At 72.8% G+C, this 26,757-nt stretch carries 23 protein-coding genes; 18 read left to right on the forward strand and 5 right to left on the reverse strand.

What is annotated here, in order from left to right; all coding sequences use genetic code 11:
* Positions 1-160: 160 nt before the first annotated feature.
* Positions 161-2,209 (forward strand): hypothetical protein, encoded by a 2,049-nt coding sequence (locus ACFZBU_RS13300; protein ID WP_391583627.1) that lies wholly within the window; start codon positions 161-163, stop codon positions 2,207-2,209.
* 175 nt (positions 2,210-2,384) lie between these two features.
* Here ACFZBU_RS13300 and ACFZBU_RS13305 read toward each other — a convergent pair whose 3' ends face one another.
* Positions 2,385-4,379 (reverse strand): hypothetical protein, encoded by a 1,995-nt coding sequence (locus tag ACFZBU_RS13305; protein ID WP_391583628.1) that lies wholly within the window; start codon positions 4,377-4,379, stop codon positions 2,385-2,387.
* 97 nt (positions 4,380-4,476) lie between these two features.
* Between ACFZBU_RS13305 and ACFZBU_RS13310 the strand changes: the two genes are divergently transcribed.
* Genes ACFZBU_RS13310 through ACFZBU_RS13320 form a run of 3 tightly spaced genes read left to right on the forward strand, consistent with a single transcriptional unit; the run spans position 4,477 to position 5,692 of the window.
* Complete coding sequence (locus ACFZBU_RS13310; protein WP_391583629.1) at positions 4,477-4,701, forward strand: helix-turn-helix domain-containing protein; 225 nt, start codon at positions 4,477-4,479, stop codon at positions 4,699-4,701.
* Between the two features lie 27 nt (positions 4,702-4,728).
* Positions 4,729-5,247, forward strand: a complete 519-nt coding sequence (locus ACFZBU_RS13315) for a Clp protease N-terminal domain-containing protein (RefSeq protein WP_391583630.1) — start codon at positions 4,729-4,731, stop codon at positions 5,245-5,247.
* A gap of 7 nt (positions 5,248-5,254) precedes the next feature.
* Positions 5,255-5,692, forward strand: a complete 438-nt coding sequence (locus ACFZBU_RS13320; RefSeq protein ID WP_391583631.1) for a hypothetical protein — start codon at positions 5,255-5,257, stop codon at positions 5,690-5,692.
* A 177-nt stretch (positions 5,693-5,869) separates the two neighbouring features.
* Here ACFZBU_RS13320 and ACFZBU_RS13325 read toward each other — a convergent pair whose 3' ends face one another.
* The gene (locus tag ACFZBU_RS13325) at positions 5,870-7,321 is read right to left on the reverse strand and encodes an aminopeptidase P family protein (protein ID WP_391583749.1); all 1,452 of its coding nucleotides are present in this window, start codon (positions 7,319-7,321) and stop codon (positions 5,870-5,872) included.
* A gap of 272 nt (positions 7,322-7,593) precedes the next feature.
* Here ACFZBU_RS13325 and ACFZBU_RS13330 point away from each other — a divergent pair, with 272 nt between their 5' ends.
* A complete protein-coding gene (locus ACFZBU_RS13330) occupies positions 7,594-8,532 on the forward strand; it encodes a polysaccharide deacetylase family protein (RefSeq protein WP_391583632.1) in 939 nt (312 codons plus the stop codon).
* Between the two features lie 93 nt (positions 8,533-8,625).
* Positions 8,626-9,612: an NAD-dependent epimerase/dehydratase family protein gene (locus tag ACFZBU_RS13335; RefSeq protein WP_391583750.1), complete on the forward strand. Its 987-nt coding sequence runs from the start codon at positions 8,626-8,628 to the stop codon at positions 9,610-9,612.
* Between the two features lie 36 nt (positions 9,613-9,648).
* Here the strand turns inward: ACFZBU_RS13335 and ACFZBU_RS13340 are convergent, their stop codons facing one another.
* A complete protein-coding gene (locus tag ACFZBU_RS13340) occupies positions 9,649-10,407 on the reverse strand; it encodes a DeoR/GlpR family DNA-binding transcription regulator (protein ID WP_391583633.1) in 759 nt (252 codons plus the stop codon).
* A gap of 300 nt (positions 10,408-10,707) precedes the next feature.
* Here ACFZBU_RS13340 and ACFZBU_RS13345 point away from each other — a divergent pair, with 300 nt between their 5' ends.
* The 7 genes from ACFZBU_RS13345 (at position 10,708) to ACFZBU_RS13375 (ending at position 18,751) form a co-directional block, all read left to right on the forward strand.
* Positions 10,708-11,592, forward strand: a complete 885-nt coding sequence (locus ACFZBU_RS13345; protein ID WP_391583751.1) for an endo alpha-1,4 polygalactosaminidase — start codon at positions 10,708-10,710, stop codon at positions 11,590-11,592.
* Positions 11,593-11,893: 301 nt separating this feature from the next.
* Positions 11,894-13,210 (forward strand): extracellular solute-binding protein, encoded by a 1,317-nt coding sequence (locus tag ACFZBU_RS13350; RefSeq protein ID WP_391583634.1) that lies wholly within the window; start codon positions 11,894-11,896, stop codon positions 13,208-13,210.
* 16 nt (positions 13,211-13,226) lie between these two features.
* Positions 13,227-14,177 carry a carbohydrate ABC transporter permease gene (locus ACFZBU_RS13355; RefSeq protein ID WP_391583635.1) on the forward strand — a complete coding sequence of 317 codons (951 nt, stop codon included), beginning with the start codon at positions 13,227-13,229 and terminating at the stop codon, positions 14,175-14,177.
* Positions 14,174-15,070, forward strand: coding sequence for a carbohydrate ABC transporter permease (locus ACFZBU_RS13360; protein WP_391583636.1), 897 nt, complete (start codon positions 14,174-14,176; stop codon positions 15,068-15,070). Before ACFZBU_RS13355 ends, ACFZBU_RS13360 begins: the two co-directional genes overlap by 4 nt.
* A 156-nt stretch (positions 15,071-15,226) precedes the next feature.
* Positions 15,227-16,183: a carbohydrate kinase family protein gene (locus ACFZBU_RS13365; RefSeq protein ID WP_391583637.1), complete on the forward strand. Its 957-nt coding sequence runs from the start codon at positions 15,227-15,229 to the stop codon at positions 16,181-16,183.
* Positions 16,183-17,493: an alpha-glucosidase/alpha-galactosidase gene (locus ACFZBU_RS13370; RefSeq protein WP_391583638.1), complete on the forward strand. Its 1,311-nt coding sequence runs from the start codon at positions 16,183-16,185 to the stop codon at positions 17,491-17,493. The genes ACFZBU_RS13365 and ACFZBU_RS13370 overlap by 1 nt, the downstream gene beginning before the upstream one ends.
* 4 nt (positions 17,494-17,497) lie before the next feature.
* The gene (locus tag ACFZBU_RS13375; RefSeq protein WP_391583639.1) at positions 17,498-18,751 is read left to right on the forward strand and encodes a Gfo/Idh/MocA family protein; all 1,254 of its coding nucleotides are present in this window, start codon (positions 17,498-17,500) and stop codon (positions 18,749-18,751) included.
* Between the two features lie 112 nt (positions 18,752-18,863).
* On the opposite strand, the gene ACFZBU_RS13380 is transcribed toward ACFZBU_RS13375, so the two are convergent.
* Positions 18,864-20,075, reverse strand: a complete 1,212-nt coding sequence (locus ACFZBU_RS13380; protein WP_391583640.1) for a GNAT family N-acetyltransferase — start codon at positions 20,073-20,075, stop codon at positions 18,864-18,866.
* A 189-nt stretch (positions 20,076-20,264) separates the two neighbouring features.
* On the opposite strand from ACFZBU_RS13380, the gene ACFZBU_RS13385 reads away from it, so the two are divergent.
* Positions 20,265-20,573 (forward strand): chaplin, encoded by a 309-nt coding sequence (locus tag ACFZBU_RS13385; protein ID WP_391583641.1) that lies wholly within the window; start codon positions 20,265-20,267, stop codon positions 20,571-20,573.
* Between the two features lie 229 nt (positions 20,574-20,802).
* The gene (locus tag ACFZBU_RS13390) at positions 20,803-22,065 is read left to right on the forward strand and encodes an MFS transporter (RefSeq protein WP_391583642.1); all 1,263 of its coding nucleotides are present in this window, start codon (positions 20,803-20,805) and stop codon (positions 22,063-22,065) included.
* Here ACFZBU_RS13390 and ACFZBU_RS13395 read toward each other — a convergent pair.
* Positions 22,056-22,277 carry a hypothetical protein gene (locus tag ACFZBU_RS13395; protein ID WP_391583752.1) on the reverse strand — a complete coding sequence of 74 codons (222 nt, stop codon included), beginning with the start codon at positions 22,275-22,277 and terminating at the stop codon, positions 22,056-22,058. The genes ACFZBU_RS13390 and ACFZBU_RS13395 overlap by 10 nt on opposite strands.
* 463 nt (positions 22,278-22,740) lie before the next feature.
* On the opposite strand from ACFZBU_RS13395, the gene ACFZBU_RS13400 reads away from it, so the two are divergent.
* From ACFZBU_RS13400 to hpaE, 3 genes are read left to right on the forward strand one after another with little or no spacing between them, the layout of a single operon-like run.
* The gene (locus ACFZBU_RS13400; protein WP_391583643.1) at positions 22,741-24,264 is read left to right on the forward strand and encodes a fumarylacetoacetate hydrolase family protein; all 1,524 of its coding nucleotides are present in this window, start codon (positions 22,741-22,743) and stop codon (positions 24,262-24,264) included.
* Positions 24,261-25,202 (forward strand): 4-hydroxy-tetrahydrodipicolinate synthase, encoded by a 942-nt coding sequence (gene dapA / locus ACFZBU_RS13405; RefSeq protein WP_391583644.1) that lies wholly within the window; start codon positions 24,261-24,263, stop codon positions 25,200-25,202. Before ACFZBU_RS13400 ends, dapA begins: the two co-directional genes overlap by 4 nt.
* Positions 25,199-26,719 (forward strand): 5-carboxymethyl-2-hydroxymuconate semialdehyde dehydrogenase, encoded by a 1,521-nt coding sequence (hpaE, locus tag ACFZBU_RS13410; RefSeq protein ID WP_391583645.1) that lies wholly within the window; start codon positions 25,199-25,201, stop codon positions 26,717-26,719. Before dapA ends, hpaE begins: the two co-directional genes overlap by 4 nt.
* The last annotated feature ends 38 nt before the right edge of the window (positions 26,720-26,757 follow it).

Genomic DNA, 26,757 nt, shown 5'->3' on the forward strand with positions numbered 1-26,757 from the left:
GCGCCGCCGCCCCCGGTCGAGGCAAGTAGGGCCGTGGCAAGCCGAGTTCGGGTGGCCGCCCGGTTGGTCGGATCCGCTCGCCGGCACACTGATCCGATGGGCGGCGACCGTTCGACGCCCACGCGTCGGCCGTCGGCGCGGACGGAAGGGGCGAAGGACCGTGCCGAACAGGGCCATCTCGACGCTGTGGCGGCACGCCGATCCGAACCTGATCATCCGGCTCGTGGCACGCTGCGATCCGGGTGTGCGCGGTCGGCGGTTGGCCGAACTGTCGGATGTTCCGGGAGTGGCCGACTGGGCACTGAGCCACGGCGAACGCAGCGACCACCTCGCACTCGCCCGGCACGATCGCCTGCGGCGCGCGGTGTTGGAGCAACTGGTCGAACTCGACGACCCCGAGGTGGATCGGCACGTCTTCGTCAATCCGCGCGCGGACACCCGCATCCGGCGCCGGATCCTCGGCCGCGACCTGGACCCCGCGCTGCACGAGGTGTTGTCGTCCACCCGGACCGGCGTCCACGCGTTGGCCCTCGTCCATGCACGGGACGCCCGGCTGCTCCGGCACGCACTGGTCGTACTGGGCCGGCTGCCGAACCGGCCCCATGTCGAACGGGCCCGGCTCCGGGCCCTGGTCGGGCTGTGGCGGGCCGAGGGACCCGAGGCGGCGTCCGCCGCGCTGTCCGTCGGGCGCTACCGCACCCGGGTGGTCGCCCCGCTCGTGCGCGCGGCGCTCGACGCGCCCGAGGGGCTGATGCTGCTGGAGGTCGGGGCCTGCGCCGCACCGGACGGCGACGAACTGATCGCACTGCTGCGGGCCCCTGGGTTGCGCCGCGGCGAGGCCCGACACGTGCTCTCGCTCGCGGACGCACCGCCGGACTGGGCCGCGTTGCTGCGGGCGCATCGGGCGACCCCGTTCACCCCCGCGGTGACCGCGGCGCTGGCCGGCACCGAGGGCTGCCCACCGGAGGCGGTGGTCGAGCTGGACTTCACCGTCGACCACAACAACCGCCCGCTGGAACGGGCGCTGTTGGAGCATGTGCTCACCCCCGAACGTTTCCTGCACGCGGCGCGCCCCGCGTGGCACGTCCTTCGCTCCATCGACGAGTTCGCCCCGCGCTCCGCGCAGACCGCCGCGTTCGGGCCGCTGCTGACGGCGCTGGCCCCGCTGCTGCCGGGCGACGTGCCCGGCTGGCTGCGTCTGGCCCGCCGGGGACCGGGCCATCCCGGGACGGTCCCCGAACTGCTGCGGCACGTCGCGCGGCCGGCCGGCGGACCGGACCCGACGAACGACGCACCGGGAGCGCCGGCGCTCCCGATGGTGCCGCCCGCCGGCGCGTCCGAACTGCTCCGCGGCGCCGCCAGTCCGTTGTCGCTGCTGCTGAGCCGGGCCGATCCGAACCTGGCCGCCGAAGTGGTGTCCGCGCTGGATCCGGCCGACCTGTCGGAATTCGGCGCCGGCCGGCACACCCCGGCGCCGGCGGTCGCGGTCGCGCTCGCCCGCCGTTGGCCCGGCGAACTGCCGCCCCGGCTCGCCCGACGGATCAGCGCACGCTACGACGCGGCCCGGGCCCTGGAGACGGTGGGCGACCGGCTCCCTCCGGAAGTGCTCCGACCCCTCTCGGCGGCGGACGAGGGCATCTGGTTCTTCGATCCGCGAAGCGGACAGATCCGATACCGCGTCGAGGGCTGCGCGTCGGCCGCGGATCTGGCGACGTGGCCGACCCCGTGGCCGCTGCGCGCGCTGCCGCCCCGGGTGCCGCCCGCGTTGTGGGTGCGCCTGGCCGAGGAACCGGACCGCGCACCCACGCCCTTCCGGGATCCGGCGGTCGCCGTCGCGGCGTATCACCCGGAGTGCCCCGAAGCCCTGATCGCCACCCTCGTCCGGCGCCAACCGGGGTTCTTCTCCTCCGGGTCGATCCGATCACCCACGGTGGCACGCGCCCTGTTCGCCGACCCTCCCGTGCGCGATGTGCCCATCTGGGAGGTGGGCGACCTCCTGCGCGACGGCCTGCTGACCCCCACGGAGATCCTCACCGGAGCCCGACCGGCGGCGCACGCCCTGCTCGTGTGCCGCGACTACGCCGGCGACCTGGTGCGCGGGCACCTGCGCGAGAACGTGGACGCCTGGATCGTGGCGTCGAACCTGCTCTCCGACTTCACCGGAACCCTCGGCGAACTGCTCGCCACCGCGGCGGCCGTGGCCGCCTGACCCGACCGGCACGGCACCCCCCGCCGGCCACCCGGGAGCGGTCGACGGGCGCGGGTGGTACCACCGGCCGAAGGCAATCGAACAGCCGGCCGACGTCGAGGTGAACGAGCTCGTGGTGGCGACCCGTCGCCGGGGTGCGGTCCGCTCCGGCGCGGGTCCGTTCCGGCGCCGCGCCTCATCCGGGTCCCTCGCCCCGCTCGACCGACTCCCAGGCGTCGGCGAACAGTTCGGGCAGCGTGCGGTCGAGGACGACGCCGTCGTGGATCCCGCCGTCGTAGCCGGCGACCTCGACGCCGAGGAACGCCGCCTTCCAGGTCTCCATCGGCCGGTACGGCTTTGCCGCCGGCGCCCACGCACCCGGCAGGAAGACGCCCCGCCCGGCTCGGGAGCGCTTGTCGGCGACGGCCAGGCCCGCCTCCACGAGTGCCGCGACGGCCTTGCGGTGCCGCGTCGGCGTCCAGCCGTTCCAGGTGCGCACGCCGCGATCGGTGGGCGCCTCCAGGGCGAGCAGTTGCAGGTACAGCGCGGCCGGGTCCGGGGCCAGGCCGAGCGCCTTCGCGGCGCGTTCGACCAGATCCGGCACGCTCGCGGCGGGGTTCGCCTCGTACGCGCCCACCGGCAGCGCGCCGGATTCCACGCGGGCGACGATCCGGGTGAAGTAGTCGCCGCGCAGTCGGCGCACGCCCGCGAGCACGCTCTCGCCACCGAAGCCGAGCGTGTCCCGGAGCCGCTGCGCGCGGGCGTCGTCGCCGAGTACGGCGGGCCGAAAGAACAGGCGGGGATGGTGCCGGTGTCGGCCGTAGAAGGACGGCGGCGCGGCTCCGGCGGCCACCGTCAGGCCGTCGTCGAACGCGGGCGCGGAGAGCGGCTCCGGGGCGTCGTACGGGTGCGGCCCGAACCGCACACGGAGCTCGTCGACCGTGGTCTCGCCGAAGAGGTGGCCGGCGGCGAGCAGCAGCCCGGGGTGGTCCAGGCGGGCGCGGGCGTTGCGCACCAGAGCGGGCAGGCCCTCGCGGATCGGGTCGCCGGCCGGGAGTTCGGCGTACACGGTCGGCACGAGGGCGGCCAGGTCCTCGATCAGGTGCTCCATCCGACGCGGCGCGGAGCCCCGACCCGTGGCGTCGACCAGCCCGATGTCGCCGTCGTGCGGGGCGTTCAGCCACGTGTCGAGGTCCTCGGCGAGCAGCGGGTCGGCCGCGGAGTGGGCCAGCGCCTCGCACAGTTCGGCCGCGGGCAGCCTCGACTCCTGCTCGGCGATCAGCGCGCGCGAGGTCTCCGGGATCGGGACCCGCCGGCCGTGGCGCAGGTGCCACGCGGCGGCGATCCGGCCGGCGAGGTGCCGCGGGGCGTCGGGCGCCCACAGGTCGGCGGGATCGGCCGGGAGTACGCCCGCGAGCAGGTCGAGCCACCCCTGTTCCTCGAGGCGTCCCGACTCGACGCGTGCGGTCTCGACTTCGCCGGCCTTCAGGTCCAGCAGACGGCGTTCGTCGGCGTCCAGGAACGGCTTGTGGAACATGTCCGTCCCGGGCGTACCCGCGAGTGCGAGTGCGGCGGCGGCGCGGGACATCCCCGTGTCGGCGGCCAGTCGCGCCACCGCTTCCGGGTCCCACGGCATCGGCCCCCGCTCGCGGACCAGGGCGACCAGGTCACGGAGCTGCCGGGCACTGCCCCAACCGTCGTGCGGCAGTTCCTCGACCTCCTCCAGCGGCCCCAGGCCGGGCGGCTCGGCGTCACCGGTGCGCAGTTCGAGCACCCGGATGCCCTCCCGGAGGTGGCAGACCAGGATCGTGGCGCCGCGCTCGTCGCGCACGGCGTTCGACTGCGGGTCGCGCACCGTTCCCCGGCGCATCCGCACCGTCGGGTCGACGAATACGCTGTCCGCCCACATCTCCAACAACGCGAGCAGCCGTTCCCGGCGCTCGGGCCGGGTCGACGGCGCCGCCGCGCGCAGCGCGATCGCCCCGGTCCGACCGATGAACCCGGTCCACTCGCCGGCGCCGACCCGTTCCGGAGCGTCCCGCCCGGCGGGCAGGTCGGTGCCGGCCAGATATCCGCCGATCCGCTCGATCCCGGCGAGCGCACCGGGCTTCCAGTAGAGGAAGCCGCCGATCAGTCCGGTGAGGGCGGGCGGGACGCCCTTGTCGTCGAGCTTGTCGAACGTCGCTGTCATGCCCCCTTCGTAGCGCGCCGCCCCGACACCCTCGACACCGGATCCACGTCATCAACTTTTGTTGACGTGCCGATCCGCCATCAACTAAAGTTGATGCGTGATCGAGGCCAAAGACGTTCCCTCGCCCGAGCGTCCCGAGGACGCGTTCGCGGCCGTGGTCGCACTGCGCAACCTCGCGGCCGCGCTGGAGCGATCCGCAGTGGACCACGCACTCGCCCAGGGCTGGACCTGGAACCACATCGGCCAAGCCCTGGGCATGAGTGCCCAGGCCGCCCACAAACGACTGTCACCGAACCGACGAGCACCGCAAGAGGACCGGTGACCAACCGGACCGGCAAGGAGAACGACCGTGGGTATTCGCAGCGCAATACACGACATGGGCGCCATGAAGCGCCTGTTCACCGCCGCCGAGGAGGAGGCCCGGGCCCTCGGTGAGGAGTCCCCCGGCCCCGAACACCTGCTCCTGGCCGCCCTCACCCTGCCCGACGACTCCGCCCGCACCGCCCTGGCCGGCTCCGGCGCCGGCGCCGGGATCGAGGACGTACGCCGCGCCCTCGCCGAAACCCATGCCGCGGCCCTGCGTTCGGTCGGCATCGACGCCGACGCGCTCCCCGCCGCCCCGCCCGCCCCCGCCCCGCGCGGGCCCTACCGCGCCACGGGCAGTGCGAACGAGGTGTTCCAGCGGGCCGTCGCCATCGCCAAGGCCGAGCGCCCCGGGAAACTGCGCACCGCGCACGTCCTGATCGCCGTCGCCGAACTCGAACACGGCACGGCCGCCCGCGTGTTGCGCAACCTGGAGATCGACCGCCCGACCCTGATCGCGGCCGCCCGGGCGAGCGTCCGCGACGAGAACCGCAACGGCCGGTGAGAACCCGATGACCGTCGTGCATCGCACGACCTTCCGACCCGTCCCCAGGCCGTGGGACACCCTGTCGTGGGTGCACGTGCCCGACGGACTGGAGTTCACCCTCTACGCCGTCGTCGAGCACCGCGCGGGCCGCAACCCCGTCGTCCCCGCCACCCACGACGAGGAGACCCTGTGGCGGTGGGCCCACGACACCTTCGAGACCGAACTGCGGGCCGCCGACGCCGAGGTCCGCCGGGCACACGGAATCCGCACCAGGTCCGGTTTCATGGTCGACGTTCGCCAGGTGCGGCTGCGCCGCTACGACCTGATCCCGGGCCGCGGGAAACGCTCCCGTCGGGCCTGGGAGCACTGCGCGGCGCGCATGCACGCGGCCGACGCGCTCTATCGGCCGATCCGCGAGGAGATCGAGGCACGCCTGGCCCGCACCGGTGCGGCCGAATCCTGATCCCGACCGGCCGGCGCCCGCCGCCGACCGGCCCCACTGCGGCCCGACACCCGCCCCGGGGCCGCCGGTTGCCCCCGAAGTGGGCAACTCCCGCAACTGCCGGCGACGTTGCGGAACACACGCCGCAGGCCGCCCTCCTCGGACCTCGGGGAGGGCGGCCTGCGATGCGCACCCGCGTCAGCCGCGCAGGCGCGCCATCCACGACTCGATCTCGTCCGCCGCCCGCGGCAGACCGGCCGACAGGTTCCGGTTGCCGTCCTCGGTGACCAGGATGTCGTCCTCGATCCGCACGCCGATACCGCGGTACTCCTCGGGCACCGTCAGGTCGTCGGCCTGGAAGTACAGACCGGGCTCCACCGTCAGACACATGCCCGGCTCCAGCGCACCGTCCACGTACGACTCGGTGCGCGCCACCGCGCAGTCGTGCACGTCCAAGCCGAGCATGTGGCCCGTGCCGTGCAGTGTCCACCGGCGCTGCAGGCCCAGCTCCAGGACCCGCTCCACCGGCCCCTCGACGATGCCCCAGGCGACCAGGTGCTCGGCGAGCACGCGCTGCGCCTCGTCGTGGAACTCGCGGTACTTGGCGCCGGGACGCACGGCGGCGATGCCGGCCTCCTGCGCGGCGAACACCGCGTCGTAGATCCGCCGCTGGAGCTCGGTGAAGCGGCCCGTGATCGGCAGCGTCCGGGTCACGTCCGCCGTGTACAGCGTGTGCGTCTCCACCCCCGCGTCCAGGAGCAGCAGGTCGCCGGCGCGCACCGGGCCGTCGTTGCGCACCCAGTGCAGCGTGGTCGCGTGCGGGCCGGCCGCGCAGATCGAGCCGTATCCGACGTCGTTGCCCTCGACCCGCGCCCGCAGGAAGAAGGTGCCCTCGATGTAGCGCTCGGAGGTGGCCTCGGCCCGGTCCAGCACCCGCACGACGTCCTCGAAGCCGCGCACGGTCGAGTCCACCGCCGCCTGGAGCTGGCGGATCTCGAACTCGTCCTTGACCAGCCGCTCGTCGGCCAGGAAGACCCGCAGTTCCTCGTCCCGGTCGGCGTTCAGCCGGTCACCGAGCGCACCCTCCAGCCCGGCGTCGTGCCCACGCACGATGCGCACGTCCGCGCCGGCCCGGACCACCTCGGCCGCGGCCTCGCGCACGTCGCGGCACGGCAGCCCGTACAGCGCCTCGCCCTCGCGCAGACCGGGCCGCCGGCCGACCCACAGCTCGCCCTGGCCGTCCAGCCAGAACTCGCCGTTCTCCCGGTTCGAGCGCGGCAGCAGGTACAGCACCGCGTCGTGTCCGTCGGCGACCGGTTCCAGGACGAGGACCCCGTCCTGGGTCAGGTCGCCGGTCAGGTAGGCGTACTCGCTCGCTGCCCGGAAGGGGTACTCGGTGTCGTTGGATCGGGTCTTGAGATTGCCCGCGGGAATCACCAGGCGCTCGCCCGGGAAGCGGGCCGACAGCGCGGCCCGTCGGCGGGCGGCGTTCGGGGCCTGTTCGATCGGCGCGAGGTCCTCGCGCGCGGTGTCGGCCCAGCCGGCCCGCATGTTCGCGGCCAGTTCCTCCGAGACGCCCCGGTACAGGCCGTTCTTGCGCTGCTTGATCGGCTGCGCCTGCTCTGCGGACTGCCCGTTCTCGGCACCCACGCCTGCCTCCTCGGCTCGACTCCTGGTCACGGTGCGATCGTGCGGGCATCGTGTGCCCGCCCGATCGGGTGTAGGCGCCCATTCTTGCCGACCCGCCTCCGGCCACCGGCACGGCGGGGCGGACGGCCCCGGATGCCCGCCGACCCGATCGGAGCACGCCCGCACGCGCCGGATGCCGATCGACCTGCCCACGAGCGCGGATCGAACGAATGTCCTGGTTCGGATCGGCGTGGGAATGGGCACCAGACGCCGCCATGGGCTGTGTGGATTCGATGACGTCCCGCTCGCGGCGAGTGCTCACCCGCTGCCGTGTCGCGCTGGGCCTGTGTCTGTGTCTCGCCGTCGCCGGGTGCGCGGACTCGGCGACCGTGCCGGTCAAGGCGCCGCAGCGGGTGGCGGCGCAGGACCGGGCGGCGCCGGCCGAGCCGCCCGGGCAGGGCGGCGGCCAGGCCCGGGGCGCGCACCCGGACCTGGCGGAACGCGAGGCCGCCACGCGTCGCGAACGCGCCGCCGTGGCCGCCGCCGCGCGCAAGTGGGGCCTGGCGGCCGTACCGATCGCGGCCCCCGCGCCGCCGGCCACCCGCCCGGTGCTGCGGCCCGGCCCGGGGGTGAAGCTCTACGGCGACCTGCCGGCCGTGGTCCACCGGGTGCCCACCGAGGAGCGGGTCGTCTTCCTCACCGTCGACGACGGCGCGGAGAAGGACCCGGAGTTCGCCCGGATGGCCCGCGAACTCAAGGTGCCGTTCAGCGCGTTCGTCAGCGGCTACCTGGCGCGCGAGGACTACGGCTACTTCCGCCGGCTGCACGAGCAGGGCGTGACGGTGAACAACCACACGCTCAACCACCCGGATCTGCGCAAGCTGGGCTACGCGGCCCAGCAGCGGGAGATCTGCCGCCAGCAGGACGAATTGACCCGCGAGATCGGCAGCACGCCCCGGCTGTTCCGGCCACCGTACGGCGAGTTCAACGAGGACACCCTGTACGCCGCGCAGTCCTGCGGGATCGTCGCGTTCCCGATCTGGAACCAGGAGGCGTTCCCGGACCGCATGGAGTATCGCTACGACCACGTCTTCAAGCCGGGTGACATCATCCTCACCCACTTCCGCGGCCCCGGGCAGTGGCAGGGCGACATGACCCAGATGCTCCGCCGGGTCGTCGACACGGTCACCAGCCAGGGCTTCGCCCTCGCCCGCCTGGACGACTATCTGTAGCCGCAGGGTGGCGCTGCGCCCCGGGACCGGGGCGGATCCGCCCTCGGCGAAACCCTCTTGGCCCCTCGCTACGCACGATGCTTGAGTGGCGGGATGGAGATCCTGGTACTCGGCGGTACGGCGTGGGTGGGTCGTGAGGTGTCCCGACAGGCGATCGAGCGCGGCCACCGGGTGACCTGCCTGGCACGCGGCGAAAGCGGCGCACCCGCCGAGGGGGCCGTGCTCGTGGCCGCCGACCGACACGATCCCCGGGCGTACGCGCCGCTGCTCGATCGCGACTGGGACGCGGTCGTCGAGGTGTCCTGGCAGCCCGACTTCGTGCGCGGCGCGCTCGACGCGCTGGCGGATCGGGTCCGGCACTGGAGCTACGTCTCCTCGATCAACGTCTACGCCGCGCACGCCGTGCCGGAAGCGGACGAATCCGCCGATCTCCTGGCGGCGACCACGCTCGGCGAGGTCGATCGCGAGCTGTACGGCGAGGCGAAGGTGGCCTGCGAGCGGGCCTCGCACGACGCGGTGGGCGGGCGACTGCTGATCGCGCGCGCGGGCCTGATCGGCGGTCCGGGCGATCACAGCGGCCGGTCCGGCTACTGGGTGGGGCGGGCCGCACGCGATCCGCACGGCCCGATGCTGGTGCCCGACTCGCCCGCGGCGCCGACCCAGGTCGTCGACGTCCGCGACCTCGCCGGTTGGCTGCTGGAGGCCGCGGCGGCCGGCACCGTCGGCACCTACGACGCGGTGGGCCCCACGCTCGCCTTCGCGGATTGGATCGCGCTGTCCCGCACCGTCGGCGGACACCGCGGCCCGGTCGTCACCGCCGACCCGCAGTGGCTGCTGGCGCAGGGCGTGGCCGAGTACATGGGTCCGGATTCGCTGGCGATGTGGATGGTCGCGGCGGACCATGCGGGCTGGTCCGCCCGCACCGGAACGGCCGCGCGCACCGCGGGGCTTCGGCACCGCCCGCGCACCGAACTGCTCGCCGACACCCTGCGCTGGGAACGCGAACAGGGCCTGGACCGCCCCCGCCGCACCGGCCTCACCCCGGCCCGGGAGCGCGAACTGCTGGACGCCCTGGGGTAGCGGCCGGCCGAACGGGTGCCCCGCACCGCGCCCGGTTCACACCACGGTCACCGCGACGCCCGCCTCCTCGATCGCGGCCAGTTCCTCCGGCGGGGCGTCCCGGTCGGTGACCAGGTGGCCGATCCGGCTCAGCGGGCAGATCCGCGCCAGGGTCACCTTTCCGATCTTCGAGTTGTCCGCCACCACGACGGTGTGACCGCTGCGGTCGGTGAAGGCTCGGTCGGTGGCGGCCTCCAGCTGGTCGTGGGTGGTGCAGCCGTGCGCGGCGCTGATGCCGTCCACGCCCAGGAAGGTCACGTCGGTGAAGTAGTCCGCGAGGGTCTTCTCGGCGATCGGGCCGACCAGCTCGTAGCTTTCGTTGCGCGCGGTGCCGCCGATGACGACGAGTGTGACGTCCTTGTGCAGGACCATCTCGGCCGCGATGTTCACCGCGTTGGTGACGATGGTCACGGGTCCGCGGTCGGCGAGGATGCGGGCGATCTCGGTGGCGGTGGATCCTCCGGTCAGCCCGACCACGGCCTTGGCCGGCACCAGCGCGGCGGCGGCCCGGGCAATGGCCAGCTTCTCCGGTCGGCGGCGCTCGCTGCGGTACTGCATCGGCGTCTCCAGGCCGATGTTGCCCACGGACGCGCCGCCGTGGGTGCGGCGCAGCAGGTTCATCGCGTCCAGGTGCTGGAGGTCGCGCCGCACCGTGGCTCCCGAGACCGCCAATACCTCGGACAGCTCCTCGACGCTCACGCTCCCCTTCGCGGAGACGTGTTCGAGGATGCGCGCGTGGCGCTCAGTTCTCAGCATCCGCGCAGCATATCCGTGCGCATTCGCGCAGTCATCGGATTCCCGGAACGGCTTCGGTACACGATATTTCGGCGCCGCGAGCGACAACCGCCGTGCGCGCCCTGCGCAAAGACGATCCCTTGACATGACGAATGTTGCTCGATTTACTGCTGCGACGCCGAGGGCAGTGCAATCGGCGTCAAAGGTACGCCCAGCCGGTAGGCGGCATGAAGCCGCAAGCCCGGACAAAGTCGCCAGGATGTCCGCGATGTCTGTGGACCTCCGAGGCGGGGACGTATCCTCCGCATCTGGAGTTCGATGATGAACACCTTCCTCCCGCGCAGATCGGCCCGACGCTTCGCCGCAGTCGCGGCGACCACCGCGGCGATCGCGGGCACCCTGTTCCTCTCGACGTCCGCCGACGCGAGCACCGGCGCGGACTCGGGCGCCGAGGCGGGCAGCACGGCGAGCGCGGGCGCCCCCGCGAAGGCCGCGGCGATCACCCTGCCGCCGGCGCACGCCGACTTCGACTACCAGATCGGCGGCGCCTACACCCCGCCGACCGGAGTCGAGGTGGTCACTCGCGACCACGGCGCCTCCCCGGTCCCCGGGCTCTACAACATCTGTTATGTCAACGCCTTCCAGGCCCAGCCCAAGCGGGAAGGCGACTGGCCCGCCGACCTGTTGTTGCGCCGCTCCGACGACTCGATCGTCTACGACGGCAAATGGAAGGAAGCCCTGCTCGACCTGCGCACCCCCGAGAAGCGCACCGCCGTCGCCAATAGGGTCGATGCCCTGATCGACGAATGCGCGAACAAGGGCTTCCAGGCCGTCGAGCCGGACAACTACGACAGTTTCACCCGCTCCGAGGACCTGCTCACCGACGCGAACGCCCAGGACTACATCGCGCTGCTGTCCGCCCACGCGCACCGCCGCGGATTGGCGATCGCGCAGAAGAACACGGCCGAGCTGGCGGGGAACCGCACGGCGCTGGGACTCGACTTCGCCGTCGCCGAGGAATGCGGCCAGTGGAACGAGTGCAACGACTACACCAAGTACTTCGGCAACAACGTGATCGTGATCGAGTACACGGCGAAGGGCCTGTCCAACGCCTGCTCCAAGTGGGGCGACAAGCTCAGCGTCGTACGCCGTGACGTCGACGTGACTCCCGTCGGAAACAGCAAGTACGTGCGCAAGACCTGCTGATCCGCCCACCACCCGCGGCCCGGCGCGCACCGTTCGTGCGCAGCCGCCGGGCCGCGGGCCCGGCCGCCGCGTGCCCGCCGCGGACGCGCCCCGCCCCGACCGATGCCGACGGCATGCGTCCCGGGCCCGCGTTCGCCCGCTCGCCGTCCCCGGGTCCGCCCGCGCCCGCCGATCCGATCGCCTGCGCGGCCTCTCCTCCACCCGTATCCGCCCGGCGTGAGTGGCCCCTTCCCTCGCCCGGTGCGCGTCCGCGCGCACTGCGGAGCCCGCCTCACGCGTTTCGAAGTCTCCTGGAGGTCCAGTGGTTCTCGGCCGGCACCATCCCGCAGGTCTCTCCCGCCGCGGCGTGCTGCGCGTCGGCGCCGGTGCCGCGGTCGCCGCGGCGCTGTCCGCGTGCGCCGGCACCGACGACGGCGTGGGTACGGACGGGCGCGTCACGATCGAGATGTGGCACGGTCAGACGGACACCGGCCGCGCGGCGCTGGAGGCCCTGGTGGAGAAGTTCCACCGCGCCCAGTCGGGCATCCGGGTCGACCTCGGCGGCGGCGTCCTCGCCGACGCGATGTTGCAGAAGATCACCGCCGCCCTCGCCTCCGGCTCCTACCCGGACATCGCCTACATCTTCGGGTCCGACCTGGCCGGCGTCGCCCGCAGCCCCAAGGTGGTCGACCTGGGCGAGAGCCTGCGCTCGGGCCCGAACCCGTGGGAGAACTACTGGGAACCCACCAGGGCGGCGGTGACGATCAACGGCAGGGTGCGGGCGGCACCCGCCGTGATGGACGCGCTCGCGGTGATCTGCAACAAACGGCTGTTCCAGGACGCCGGCATCCCGCTGCCGCAACCGGGCTGGACCTGGAACGACTTCCTGGCCACCGCGCAACGGCTGACCGACGCACAACGCGGCGTCTTCGGCACCGGCTGGCCGGGCGTGGGCGACGAGGACACCGTGTGGCGGCTGTGGCCGATGGTGTGGGACCTGGGCGGCGACGTGGTCGCCGAGGACGGTCGCAACATCGGCTTCAAGGACGTGGGGGCGCGCGCGCTGGAGACGGTGGACGCGCTCGCCCGGAGCAAGAGCGTCTACATCGACCCCAAGCCCGGCAGCGAGCAGATGTACCAGGTCTTCGCATCGGGCCGGATGGGCATGGTGCTGACCGGCCCGTGGCAGATCCCGGACATCGCCCAGGCCGAGATCGACTATCACGTGGTGCCGCTGCCCACCTACAGCGGCCGGCCGATGACCATCTGCGCACCGGACACCTGGACGGTCTTCGACAACGGCAGTGCCCGGGTACGGGCGGCGCGCACCTTCGTGTCCTGGCTGATCCAGCCCGAGCAGGACGTCGGCTGGGACGTCGAGGCCGGCAGCCTGCCGCTGAGCCGGGCCGGCGAGGCCAGGTCCGAATGGCGCGAGCACACCGCGCAGACCGCCGGCCTGGAGGTGTTCACCAAGGCGCTGGAGACCGCGCGCGTGCGTCCGGTGCATCCCGCCTACCCGCAGATCTCGATGGCGCTCGGTGAGGCCATCGTCTCCGTGCTGCTCGGCAAGAGCAGTCCGACCCGGGCATTGAACCGCTGCGCCGCCGCGGCCAAGGCCGCCCTCGTGATCCCGCGTTGAGTTGAGGAGCCCTCTCATGTCGTCACTGCCCGCTCCACTCACGCTCTCGGACCAGGATCGACAACGGCGCACCCTGCGTCGCAGACGCCGGCGCGAGTCGGCCACCGCGTGGACGTACATCCTTCCGGCCGTCGTGGTCATCCTGGGTCTGAGCGTGGTGCCGTTCGTCTGGTCGCTGCTGCTCTCCTTCCGGGCCGACGACCTGGTCACCCCCAGTCGCTGGGTCGGCCTGGACAACTACGACGCGCTGACCCAGGACCCGCACTTCGGCCAGGCCGTGCGCAACACGCTGCTGTACACGGCGTTGTACGTGCCGCTGAGCATGGCCTTCGGGTTGTTCCTGGCCCTGGTGTTGAACCGGCGGATCCGACTGGTGGGCGTGTACCGCACGCTGATCTTCGTGCCGTTCATCATCTCGGCGACGGCCCAGGGGGTGCTGTTCTCCTTCATCCTGGACCCGGAGTTCGGCGCGGCCAACTCGGTCCTGCACGCACTGGGGATCGGCCGGCAGGGTTTTCTCACCGACCCCGGACAGGCCCTGTTGGTGCTGGTGGCCATCTCGGTGTGGAGCGGAACCGGGTTCTGCGTGGTGATCTACCTCGCGGCGCTCCAGGACGTGCCGCCCTCGCTGTTGGAGGCGGCCCGTCTCGACGGCGCCGGGCGATGGCAACTGCTGCGCCACGTGGTGCTGCCCACGCTCACACCGGTCACCGTCTTCCTGCTGCTCTGGCAGACGATCAACGCGCTGCAGGTCTTCGACCTGGTCTATGTGACCACCAAGGGCGGGCCGTTGGGCTCGACCACCGTCATCGTCTACTTCATCTGGGAGCAGGCGTTCAAGAACTTCACCGCCGGCTACGGCGCGGCGGCCGCCTACGTGCTCGCCGTCGCCCTGTTGGTGATCGGAGTGGGCATGCGGTTCGTACGCGGTCGCAGGCCCGCCGCCGTCGAAGGGGCCGCACGATGACCACGACCACCGCCGCACCCGTGGAGGCCGCCCGTCCGCGCAGCGATGCGCGCCCGGCGCCGGGCTCGCGCCGGCGCCGCCTGCTCCCGTTCAGCCCGTGGCATCTGCTGCTCGCGCCGCTGTCCCTGCTGTTCGCGCTGCCGCTGGTGTGGCTCGCGCTCAGCTCGGTGATGACCAACGCGGAGATCAACCGGTTCCCACCCGCGTTGTGGCCCTCGGGGATCCACCTGGGCGGCTACCGCTACGTGCTGGGCAACGCGATGTTCCCGCGCTGGTTCATGAACTCGCTGATCGTCTCGGCGGTCGCGGTGGCCTCCAACCTGGTCTTCGGGGCGTTGGGCGGGTACGCGTTCGCCAGGATGCGGTTCGCGGGTTCGCGGGCGCTGATGGTGGCGATGCTGGCCACGATGGCGATCCCGTTCCAGCTCACCATGATCCCGACGTTCCTGATCATGAAGCGGCTCGGGCTGATCGACACGCTGGGCGCGCTGATCATCCCGTCCCTGGTGACGCCGTTCGCGGTGTTCATGCTCCGGCAGTTCTTCCTGTCGCTGCCCCGGGAACTGGAGGAGGCCGCCTGGATCGACGGCTGTTCCCGGCTGCGGGTGCTGATCCTGATCGTGCTGCCGCTGTCCCGGCCCGCACTGAGCACCGTCGCCGTGCTCACCTTCCTGACCACCTGGAACGACCTGACCTGGCCGCTGATCGCGATCAACCACGACACCCAGTACACCCTGCAACTGGGCCTGACCACCTTCCAGGGGCAGCACCACACCCAGTGGTCGGCCGTGATGGCGGGCAACGTGATCACCGTGCTCCCGGTCCTGCTGGCCTTCCTGGGCGCGCAGAAGGCGTTCATCCAGTCCATCACCTCCAGCGGGCTCAAGGGATAGCGGTGTCACGGGAGTTCGACCCTTCCGGGGACACCCGCCCCGACGGCGCCGCCGTCCGACCCGATCCGAACGACCACCGCTGACCGATCGGTGCGCTCGACCGCGCCGCAGACCGGCCCGGCAGTTCGCCGGCACCACCCGCACCCAGGAAGCCCGATGCCGCACACCTTCGACCTTCTCGTCATCGGCGACGCCAATCCCGATGTCGTCCTCGGTCCCCTCGACGAGCCGCCCGCCTACGGGCAACGCGAACGACTCGTGCCCACCGGCCTGCTCACCCTCGGCGGATCCGCCGCGATCACCGCGTGCGGCGCGGCCCGGCTGGGACTGCGCGTGGCCATCGCCGGCCGGGTCGGCGACGACGACGCGGGCCGCTTCGTGCGCGCCGCGTTGACCGCCCGGGGCGTCGACACCGCCGCGCTGCGCACGGACACGCGGTTGCCGACGCCGCTGACCACGGTGCTCACCCGCGGCGACGGCGACCGCGCGATCCTCACCGCCGCCGGCACCCTGGCCGCCACCGGACCCGACGACGTACCCGAGGAGTTGCTCACACACAGCAGACACGTACACGCCGCCTCCTACTTCCTGATGCCCGAACTCGCCGCGTCTCTGCCCGAGTTGCTGGGCATCGCCCGGGCGCACGGCGCCGGCACCTCGCTGGACACCAACGACGACCCGACCGGCCGCTGGGACCCCGCCGGGCTCGCCGCCGTCCTGCCCGTCGTCGACATCCTGCTGCCCAACGCCCGGGAGGCGCTGGCGCTGGCCCTGCTCACCACCGGCACCCCCGAGGACGCCGCCGCGCAACTGGCCGCCTACGGCCCGACGGTGGTGGTCAAGAACGGCGGCGAGGGCGCGTTCGCACACGACGGCCGCACGGTGCTGCGCACCCGCGGCATCCCGGCCCGGCCGCTGGACACGGTCGGCGCCGGCGACAGCTTCGACGCCGGTTACCTGGCCGCACTGCTCGGCGGCGAATCACCCGCCCGAGCCCTCGAATTCGCCGCCGCGTGCGGTGCCCTGTCCACCCGGGCACACGGCGGCACGCCGGCCCAACCCACCTGGGACGAGGCTGTCGCAGCCCTCGCCCGCAACGGAAAGAACCAGTGATGACCCGCACCAAGATCGTCTTCGTCGGCGCCGGCAGCGTCGTGTTCACCCAGGGGCTGCTCGCCGACCTGTTCGCCTTCCCGGAGTTGCGGCAGGCGCACATCGCACTGCACGACATCGACCCGGAGCGGCTGGCCACCGCGCAGGGCGCGGCCCGCCTGATCGCCGCCGAACGCGGCGCGGACCCGCACATCAGCACCCACCTCGACCGTCGCGAGGCACTCGTCGGCGCCGACTTCGTGATCAACATCATCCAGGTCGGCATGCGCGAGGCCACCCGCATCGACTTCGAGGTGCCCGCCCGCTACGGCCTGCGCCAGACCATCGGCGACACCCTCGGCATCGGCGGCATCTTCCGGGCCCTGCGCACCTTCCCGGTCCTGCGGGCGCTCGGCGAGGACATCGCCGAGATCTGCCCGAACGCCTGGTTGCTGAACTACACCAACCCGATGGCGATGAACGTCGGCTACCTCACCCGCGCCACCGGCCTGACCCGCGTGGTGGGCCTGTGCCACTCGGTCTACTGGACCATGCAGGGCCTCGCGGACCTGGTCGGGATCCCGTACGAGGAGGTCGACTACCGCGCCGCCGGCGTCAACCACCAGGCCTGGGTGCTGCGCTTCGAACACAACGGCGCCGACCTGTACCCGAAGCTGGACGCGCTGATCGCCGAGGACGCCGAACTGCGGCGTCGAGTCCGGGTGGACATGTACCGCCGGCTCGGCTACTACCCGACCGAGACCAGCGAGCACTCCAGCGAGTACGTGCCCTGGTACCTGGGCCACGACAGCGAGATCACCCGGCTGCGCCTGCCGGTGGGCGCCTACCTCGGCATCGTCGACGAGAACATGGCCGCCTACGAGCAGACCCGTCGGGCGCTGGCAGCGGGCGAGCCGGTCCCGGTCGAGTCCACCATGGAGTACGCGCCGCAGATCATCCACAGCATCGTCACCGGCACCCCGCGCACGGTCTACGGCAACGTGCCCAACCACGGGCTGATCGACAACCTGCCCGCCGACGGTGTCGTCGAAGTCCCGTGCCTGGTGGATGCGTTGGGCGTACAGCCCACCCGGGTCGGCGCGCTGCCCGCGCAGTGCGCCGCGCTCAACCGCGCCTACCTGAGCATGAACGACCTGGTCGTGCGCGCCGCCCTGGAGGACGACCCGCGGCACATCCGGCACGCCGCGATGGCCGACCCGGCCACCGCCGCCGCGCTGCCGGTCGAGCGCATCTGGGACCTGTGCGACGACATGGCCCGCGCCCACGGCGACCTGCTCCAGCCCGCGCTGCGGGCCACGCTCGGGAACTGACCCGATGGACGAGCTACGCGTGGGCGTCGTCGGGGTCGGGCAGCGCGCCGCCCTGGCCGTGCAGGCGCATCGGCCGGGTCGGTCGCGGGTGGTCTCCTGCGCCGACCCCGCCGCGCGCGGACGGGCCGACGCCGTCGACCTGTTCGGCCCGGACGTCGCCGTGCACAGCGACTGTCGACGCATGCTCGACGACCGGCTCGACGCGGTCTTCGTGCTCACCCCCGACGATCGACACGTCGAGCCCGGCGTGTTCTTCCTCGCCGCCGGCGTGCCGGTCTTCGTGGAGAAACCGCTGGCCATCACCGTGTCCGACTGCGACCGACTGCTGCGCACCGCCCGACAATCGCGGACCCGGCTGTACGTCGGGCACAACCTGCGGCACCTGCCGATGTTGCGGCGGATGCGCGAGTTGATCGACGAAGGCGCGATCGGCCGGGTCCGATCGGTGTGGTGCCGGCACTTCGTCGGGCACGGCGGCGACTTCTACTTCAAGGACTGGCACGCCGAACGCGCGCGGACCACCGGCCTGTTGCTCCAAAAGGGCGCACACGACCTGGACGTGATCCACTGGTTGGCCGGCGGCTACTCGCGGGACGTGGTCGCGATGGGCGACCTGGCGGTCTACGGCGGCAATCCCCGGCGCGATCCGGTGCTCGCCGGCGTCGGCCGGGACGCGGCGGGCCGGGTGGAGGAACAGGCATGGGCCCAGGACGGCTTCGCGCCCGAGGTCTGGCCGCCGACGGCGGTGACCGGGCTCAACCCGATCGTCGACGTGGAGGACATCAGCATGATGCTCACCCGCCTCGACAACGGCGTCCTGGCCAGCTACCAGCAGTGCCACTTCACGCCCGACTACTGGCGCAACTACACCGTCATCGGGGACGAGGGTCGGCTGGAGAACTTCGGCGACGGCCTGGAGGACGACCACCCCTCGATCAAGCTGTGGAACCTGCGCCGTTCCGGATACCGGGCCGATGCCGACCGCAGCGAGTCCGTGCCCGGCGGCGGCCTGCACGGCGGCGCGGACCGGACCCTGGTCGCGGAGTTCCTGCGCTTCGCGGTCGACGGCGGGCCCACCCGCACCTCGCCGGTCGCCGCCCGCGAGGCGGTGGCCGCGGGAGTCGCCGCCACCACCTCGCTGCGCGCGGGCGGCGTGCGCACCGCGGTCCCGCCGCTCGACCCGGACCTGGTGCGCTACTTCGCGGCGCACCAGAACGAGCCGCCCGACCCACCCCCGGGCCCCGCGGCGAGCCTCTGACGAGGGGATCGCCAAGGCCCCGGGTCGCCTGCCCGGCCGCCCCGGGCCGGCCGGGCGACCCGGGGCGCACCACTCGCCCACTCGCGTCCGGCGTCGAGTCGGCGGCGGGTGCTCAGTAGTCCTCGTGGGCGAACGGCAACAGGTCGGTGCGCAGCGCCGCGTCCAGGCGGGCCGCCGCGCCCGGCGTGTGCTCCACGACCAGTCCGGCCGCCACCAGGCGGGCGACCGGAGTGCCGCCGAGGTAGCCGGCCGCCAGTTCGCGTACGTCCAGGGTGAGTTCGGCCGGCGCCTCGGTCGGCGTGCAGGTCGCGCCGTCGGGGTCGGCGGTCAGGCGGAACCTGCCGTCGTTGGCGGGCACTCCCCGGTCGCGGACCTGAAGAACCACGTCGACGGTTGCCGCCCACGAGCGCGCGGTCAGCGCGGCGGGCACGTCCACCAGGCGGATCCACAACGCCGGGAACTGCTTGGTGACCCGCACCTGGTCCCGATCGGCCGCGAACAGCAGCAGCGGATCGTCCAACGGCCGGATCCAGGCCACCACCTTGCCGGTCAGGTCGATCGAAGCGAGGTAGTCCCACAGCGCGGCGGCCACCGGGGCGCTGTCGGCCTCCAGTTCGCGCACCTCGACCACCCGCGGCGTGCCGGCCGTGACGTGGTAGACGGCGTAGCCGGCCACGGGGGCACCGGGCTCGCCGAGCACGACGATCCGGGCCGGCCCCTCGTCGTCGTCATCGTCGTCCGAGTCCAACACGTGCTTGGCCCACCACGCCTCGTCCCGGGCGAAGCGGCCCGGGCGCAGCGCGCGCGCCGCCTCGTACACGGGATCGAGCACGGCCGGCGCCTTGGCCGCGTCGATCAGCCGCAGCGGGCGCGGGTCCGGGGTGATGCGCAGGGCGAGCGGGCGTCGGCTGTCGATCTCGACGGTGTAGCCCTCGGTTCCGGGGGCGTAGCCGAAGCGGCCGTAGATCGCGTTCTCGGAGGCCCACAGACAGGACAGCGCCTGGCCGGCCGCGGCGCACCGGCGCCACTGCTCGGCCATCATCCGGGCCAGCAGCCCGCGGCGCCGGTGGGTGGGCGCGACGGCCACGAAGTCCAGCCCGGCGCAGCCCAGTTCGGTGCCGGGCACGGACAGCGCGAAGCGGTGTGCGGCGACCTGGCCGACCAGGGTGTCGTCGTCGTACGCCCCGATGCGGTCGCATCTGCTCAACACGTCACGGTAGCGCTCGCGTTTCTCGTCCGAATCCTTCTCGTGGAAGGCCAGGTCGGCGAGATCCAATATCTGGTCCAGGTGTTCTTCGGGGATCTCCCGGATGTCGAGGCTCACCGTCGTGACGCTAGCCGGGCCCGGTCGGCATCGCCATCGGGTTTCCGGACACCGGCGACCCGACGCGGCGGGCCTGCCCCGCGTTCGGGTGAACGTCGACACCGACCGGTTGCCCGGGGCATTCGGCCTCGTTGCACAGCGAGAACGCGCCCCATCCGGGCGGCGCGAGGGTCGATACGGAGAACCCCAGTGAGCTCGTTCAAGAAGGCAACCGTGATGGCCGCCGGCACCGCCGCCCTGGTCATGGCCGGCGCGGGTGCCGCGAGTGCCGCCGCCGAGGCCGAGGGCGCCGCAGTGGGCTCCCCCGGCGTGGTCTCCGGCCTGAACGTCCAGGTCCCGATCCACATCCCGGTCAACTTCTGCGGCAACACCATCGACGTGGCCGGCTTCATCAACCCGACGTTCGGGAACTTCTGCGCCAACATCGACGGCGACCACGACGACGACCTCGAGGCCGGCCACCACGGCGCGGACGTGGTCGGCGGCCACCACGGCTGATCCGCCAGGCCCCCGGTTCGGCCCTCCTCCCCGACCGGGTATTCGGGGCTCCGCGTGTGTGTCCGCGGAGCCCCGATCGCTGTTCCGGACCGCGCCGACGCCCACGGGCGCACGGGGTACAACCCATGGTTGTGTCTTCGTGGTCGATCGGTTGTTTGCTCTCGCCGTCCGTCACTCGCTTTGATGCCGGTGGTCAGCGGGTTCGGGCTCGGCGAGGGGTGCGTTGGGGATGGCGGGTCGGCGGGCGCTGGGGCGGCGGTTCGGGCGGTTGTGGGCCGCGTATGCCGTCAGCGCGTACGGCACCTCGCTCGGCTTCGGTGCGTTTCCCCTGATCGCGGTGCTCGTACTGGACTCCGGGCCGGCCCAGGTGGCGGTGCTGGCCGCGGCGGGGCGTGCGGTGGGGGCCCTGGTGGCGGTACCCCTCGGCCCGTGGGTGGAGTTCCGTCGTAAACGGCCGGTCATGGTGGCGATGGACCTGATCCGGTTCGCGGCGTTGCTGAGCATCCCCGCCGCGTTCGCGCTCGGGCTGCTGAGCTTCGCCCAACTCCTCGTCGTATCCGTCGTCGTCGCCGCGGCCGACATCGCCTTCAAGGCGGCGGCCGGTGCGTATCTGAAGACGCTCGTGCCGCCGGCGGACCTGCTCGTCGCGAACAGCCGATTCGAGTCCACGACGTGGACCGCGATCACGGTCGGACCACCGCTCGGCGGGGCGGCGATCACGTTGTTCGGCCCGGTGACGACCGTGCTCGCCGATGCGGTCAGCTACCTGCTCTCGGCGCTGGGCATCCGCTCCATCGGCGGGTCGGAACCACGGACCGCCGCACCGCGGTTGCGTGCGCGCGATCTGCCCGAGGGGTGGCGCCACATCCTCGCCCACCCGGTGTTGCGCCCGCTGTTCCTCAACACGATCGTGGTCAGCGGCCTGATCATGGCCTCCGAACCGCTGATGGCCGTGCTCCTGTTGCGCGATCTCGGATACGCACCCTGGCAGTACGGTCTCGTGTTCGCGTCCCCCTGCGTCGGCGGCCTGCTCGGTGCCCGCCTCGCACCCCCGCTGGTGGCGCGGTTCGGGCGGCACAGGGTGCTTCGCACCGCCGGAACGCTGCGCGCGTGCTGGCCCCTCGGACTGGCGTTCGTGCGGCCCGGCGTCCCCGGCATCGTCCTCGTGGTCACCATCCAACTCGGCCTGGTGACCTGCTGCGGCCTGTTCAACCCGGTGCTGGCCACCCACCGGCTCGAACACACCGACCCGGACCGGATCGCCCGCACCCTGACCGCCTGGTCGGTCAGCGCAAGCGCCGCCATCGCGGCGCTCACCGCGGCTTGGGGCCTGCTGGCCGCGGTCATCGGCCCCCGGGGCGCGATCGCAGCCGCCGGAGTGCTCCTTCTGGCCACCCCGTTGCTGCTCCCGCGCCGCGAGCACGCACCATCCACGAAGCCGGCCGAACCGGCCGCGAACCTCCCTGAGATGCCGGGCGGAAACTACCGGTAGTCGTCCTCGTCCAGTTCGACGACCCGGGTCTGTTCGACGGCGTCGCCCTCGTCGGCGGCGTCCGGGTCGACGCGGGTCAGTGGTGCGTCGCGGTCCCTTCGGACGTCGATGTGCTGCTCGGCGGCGTCCGCTTCGGGCGTTTCCGCAGCGAGCTCCGTCGCGTCGTCGTCCTCTTCCTGGAACGTTTCCGGATCGCTGGGGTCGACAGCCACGTGGATCTCCTCGTTCTGCTCGGCGGTGACGCGAGACGACCGTATCGGTGCAGCCACCCGAACCGGCGTCGGCACGCGGGTGCGGTCACGCGTGATCGTTACCCGGCCACCGCGCCGCCGACCCGCGCCGGGCGCCGGCGCCGTCGGGCCGGGCAGCCCGCACCGGGGCCCGCGTGCCTCCGCCCGCACGCGCCACCTCGCCCACCCGCCCCGCCCGCACACCCTTCGCCCACGTGTCCCCGCTTTCGCGCCGCCGCCCCCCTGCCTGAACCCGCGCGCCCCTCCCGCCTCACCGGCACGCCCTCACTCGCACATCCCACCACCGCCCCCACCCGCACGTGCCGCGAACGAGCGTGCCCGCCCGGGTGGTTGACAGTGGAACCGAGATCACCTCTATTATTCTATCCGGAATCATATACGTTCCGAGATGGCATCGCTGATCCGAGGCGCAAAGGGGTGGCGAGTGACGCACGATGCGGTGACCGCGGCGACGGGGCGGCGACCCGGCAAGGTGCTGGCCGTGCACCTGAACTATCGCTCCCGCGCGCAACAACGCGGGCGAGTCCCCGATCACGCCTCGTATTTTCTCAAACCGAGCAGCTCGCTCACCGGATCCGGCCCGGTCGAGCGGCCGGTCGGCGTCGAACTGCTGGGCTTCGAGGGCGAGATCGCGCTCGTGATCGGCCGCACCGCCCGCCGCGTGTCCCCCGCCCGGGCCTGGGCGCACGTCGGCTGGGTGACCGCCGCCAACGACCTGGGCCTGTACGACCTGCGCTATGCGGACCGCGGCTCCAACGTCCGGGCCAAGGGCGGCGACGGCTTCACCCCGCTCGGGCCGACCCTGCTGCCCGCAGCCGACCTGCGCCCCGAGGCGCTGCGCGTACGCACCTGGCTGGACGGCGAGTTGGTCCAGGAGGACACCACCGCGACGCTCCTGTTCGGCTTCGCCGAACTGATCGCGGACCTGTCCCGGCTGCTCACCCTCGAAGTCGGCGACGTCATCCTGACCGGCACCCCCGCCGGCGCCTCGGTGGCCGGGATCGGACAGCGGATCGAGGTCGAGGTGGACAGCCTCGACCACCCCCACCACAGCACCGGCCGGCTGCGCACCGACGTGCTCACCGGCCGCGAACTCCCCGCCTGGGGCTCCCCGCCCAGGGTCGACCCGGCCACCCGCGCGGACGCCACCGGCACCCGACCCGAGGAAGTCGACGCCGGCGAGGCCCCCGCCCCCGTCGGCCTCACCGACGACCTGCGCACCCGGCTCGCCGGCGTCGCCGTGGCCACGCTGAGCGTGCAACTGCGCGCCCGCGGCTTCGACACCGTCAGCATCGACGGCGTGCGCCCCCTCACCCCGGGCACCCGCCTGGTCGGTACCGCCCGCACGCTGCGCTTCGTCCCGTTCCGCCAGGACCTGTTCGCCGCCCACGGCGGCGGCTTCAACGCGCAAAAACGTGCCGTCGACTCGCTCGAACCGGGCCAGGTCCTGGTGATGGAGGCCCGCGGCACGGCCGTCGCCGGCACCCTGGGCGACATCCTCGCGCTGCGCGCCAAGACCCTGGGCGCCGCGGGCATCATCACCGACGGCGCCGTGCGCGACAGCGCCGCCGTGGCCGCACTGGGCCTGCCCGTGCTGGCCGCCGGCGCGCATCCCGCCGTGCTCGGCCGCCGGCACGTGCCCTGGGAGACCGACGTCACGATCGCGTGCGGCGGCGCCACCGTACAGGTCGGCGACGTCGTGGTCGCCGACGACGACGGCGCCGTGGTGATCCCGCCCGGCCTGGTCGCCGAGGTCGTCCGGGCCGCCGAGGAGCAGGAGTCCCGCGAGCGGTTCATCGCCGAACAGGTCGCCGCCGGCGCCGGGTTGGCCGGACTGTACCCGCTGGGCCCGGACTGGGAGCCCGCCTACCGCGCGTGGGCCGCGACCGCACCCGATCCCGTCGCCGCAAGCACCGCCCCGACCACCACTCGCGAGGAGCACCGATGAAGTACCGCGCCGACCCGTCCCTGATCTGCGGCTCGATCGCGCCGCTGGTCACCCCCTTCACCGCGGCGGGCGCGGTCGACGACGCCGCGCTGCGCCGCCTGGTCCGCTGGCAGCTCGCGGCGGGCTCGCACGGCATCTCGCTCGGCGGCTCCACCGGCGAGCCGTCCGCGCAGACCCTCGCCGAGCGGGCCGAGGCGATCCGGGTGGTCGCCGCCGAGATCGACGACCGGGTGCCGTTCCTGCCGGGCACCGGGTCGACCAAGCTGGACGAGACCCTGGAACTGACCGGGATCGCCCGGGACGCGGGCGCCGACGCGGTGCTGATCATCACGCCCTACTACGCGCGGCCCACCCAGGAGGCCCTGTTCACCTGGTACTCGACGATCGCCCGCGAGTATCCGGACCTGCCCGTGGTGATCTACAACGTGCCGAGCCGCACCGCCGTGGAGATCGATCCGCCCACCGTGGCCCGCCTGTTCCGGGCGCACGAGAACATCGTCGGCATCAAGGAGACCACCAAGGACTTCGAGCACTTCTCCCGGGTGATCGAGGCCGCCGGCCCGGAACTGCTGGTGTGGTCCGGCATCGAACTGTTGTGCCTGCCGGTGCTCACCCTGGGCGGAGCGGGCTTCGTCTCCGCCCTCGCCAACATCGCGCCGAGCGCGGTCGCGCAGATGTACGAGGCCTACCAGGCGGGCGACCTGGGCCGCGCCCGCGAACTGCACTACGCGGTCCAGCCGTTGGTGGACCTGCTGTTCGTGGAGACCAACCCGGCACCCGCCAAGTGGCTGATGCACCAACGCGGCCTGATCGGCTCCGACTTCGTCCGGCCGCCGTTGCTGCCGCTGTCCGAACGCGGCCGGGCGCGCGTGACCGACCTCGCGCAGAGCCGGCTCGACCTGCTGACCGACCCCGCCCTTGGAGAAGAAGCCATATGAGCACCACCACGACGACGCCCGTCGAGCACTCCGAGGTGCCCACCGCGCTGCCGACCCGGCTGCGCCACTTCATCGACGGCCGACACGTCGACTCGCTGGACGGCGCCACCTTCGAGGTCTGCGCGCCCGCGTCCAACCTGCCCTACGCCACCGCCGCGGCGGGCAAGGCGGCCGACGTGGACGCCGCGGTCACCGCCGCCCGACGCGCGTTCACCTCCGGCCCGTGGCCGCACATGCAGGCCAAGGACCGGGCCGGGGTGCTCAACCGGATCGCCGACGAGGTCGAGCGCCGGGACGCTCGACTGGCCGAGTTGGAGACGTTCGACACGGGCCTGCCGATCACCCAGGCGCTGGGCCAGGCGCAGCGCGCCGCGGAGAACTTCCGCTTCTTCGCGGACCTGATCGTCGGTCAGACCGACGAGGCGTACAAGGTGCCCGGTCGTCAGCTCAACTACGTCAACCGCCGGCCGATCGGCGTCGCCGGCCTGATCACGCCGTGGAACACGCCGTTCATGTTGGAGTCGTGGAAGCTGGCACCGGCGCTGGCGGCCGGGTGCACGGTGGTGCTCAAGCCGGCCGAGTTCACCCCGCTGTCCGCGTCCTTGTGGGCGGACATCCTGACCGAGGCGGGCCTGCCGCAGGGCGTGTTCAACCTGGTCGGCGGATTCGGCGAACAGGCGGGCGCGGCCCTGGTCGAGCACCCGGACGTGCCGCTGATCTCGTTCACCGGCGAGACCACCACCGGCCGGACGATCTTCGGCTCCGCCGCCCGGCACCTCAAGGGCCTGTCGATGGAACTCGGCGGCAAGTCCCCGGTGATCGTGTTCGCCGACGCCGACCTGGACGACGCGATCGACGCCGCGTTGTTCGGCGTGTTCTCGCTCAACGGCGAGCGCTGCACGGCCGGTTCGCGAATTCTGGTGGAGCGGGCGGTGTACGACGAGTTCGTCGAGCGGTTCGCCGCCCGGGCCGAGCGCATCGTGGTGGGTCCGCCGCAGGACCCGGCCACCGAGGTGGGCGCGCTGGTGCATCCCGAGCACTACGAGCGGGTGCTCGCCTACGTGGAGGTGGGCCGGCGCGAGGCGCGGCTGGTCGCGGGCGGCACCCGGCCCGCGCACCTGCCGGTGGGGAACTATCTGGCGCCGACCGTCTTCTGCGACGTGCCGGTGGACGCGCGGATCTTCCAGGAGGAGATCTTCGGGCCGGTGGTGGCGCTGACCCCGTTCGCGGACGAGGCCGAGGCGATCGAGCTGGCCAACGCGGTCCGCTACGGCCTGGCCGGCTACGTGTGGACCAACGACCTGCGCCGGGCGCACCGGGTCGCGCAGAGCGTCGAGTCCGGCATGGTGTGGATCAACTCGCACAACGTGCGCGATCTGCGCACCCCGTTCGGCGGGATCAAGGCCTCGGGGCTCGGCCACGAGGGCGGCTACCGCTCGATCGACTTCTACACCTCGCAGCAGGCCGTGCACGTGGCCATGGCGCCGCTGCACACCGCCCGGTTCGGTGCCGCGTGACGTGGCGTCCGACGCGGCCGGGCCGTAGCCCGATCCCG

The sequence above is a fragment of the Embleya sp. NPDC008237 genome (assembly GCF_042956465.1).
Taxonomy (GTDB): domain Bacteria; phylum Actinomycetota; class Actinomycetes; order Streptomycetales; family Streptomycetaceae; genus Embleya.

Coding starts and splice junctions, on each gene's coding strand:
- ACFZBU_RS13305 (WP_391583628.1), bottom strand. CDS start 4,379: ATGACAGCGACGTTCGACAAGCTCGACGACAAGGGCGTCCCGCCCGCC.
- ACFZBU_RS13320 (WP_391583631.1), top strand. CDS start 5,255: ATGACCGTCGTGCATCGCACGACCTTCCGACCCGTCCCCAGGCCGTGG.
- ACFZBU_RS13330 (WP_391583632.1), top strand. CDS start 7,594: ATGACGTCCCGCTCGCGGCGAGTGCTCACCCGCTGCCGTGTCGCGCTG.
- ACFZBU_RS13335 (WP_391583750.1), top strand. CDS start 8,626: ATGGAGATCCTGGTACTCGGCGGTACGGCGTGGGTGGGTCGTGAGGTG.
- ACFZBU_RS13340 (WP_391583633.1), bottom strand. CDS start 10,407: ATGCTGAGAACTGAGCGCCACGCGCGCATCCTCGAACACGTCTCCGCG.
- ACFZBU_RS13345 (WP_391583751.1), top strand. CDS start 10,708: ATGAACACCTTCCTCCCGCGCAGATCGGCCCGACGCTTCGCCGCAGTC.
- ACFZBU_RS13355 (WP_391583635.1), top strand. CDS start 13,227: ATGTCGTCACTGCCCGCTCCACTCACGCTCTCGGACCAGGATCGACAA.
- ACFZBU_RS13360 (WP_391583636.1), top strand. CDS start 14,174: ATGACCACGACCACCGCCGCACCCGTGGAGGCCGCCCGTCCGCGCAGC.
- ACFZBU_RS13365 (WP_391583637.1), top strand. CDS start 15,227: ATGCCGCACACCTTCGACCTTCTCGTCATCGGCGACGCCAATCCCGAT.
- ACFZBU_RS13370 (WP_391583638.1), top strand. CDS start 16,183: ATGACCCGCACCAAGATCGTCTTCGTCGGCGCCGGCAGCGTCGTGTTC.
- ACFZBU_RS13375 (WP_391583639.1), top strand. CDS start 17,498: ATGGACGAGCTACGCGTGGGCGTCGTCGGGGTCGGGCAGCGCGCCGCC.
- ACFZBU_RS13390 (WP_391583642.1), top strand. CDS start 20,803: ATGGCGGGTCGGCGGGCGCTGGGGCGGCGGTTCGGGCGGTTGTGGGCC.
- dapA (WP_391583644.1), top strand. CDS start 24,261: ATGAAGTACCGCGCCGACCCGTCCCTGATCTGCGGCTCGATCGCGCCG.
- hpaE (WP_391583645.1), top strand. CDS start 25,199: ATGAGCACCACCACGACGACGCCCGTCGAGCACTCCGAGGTGCCCACC.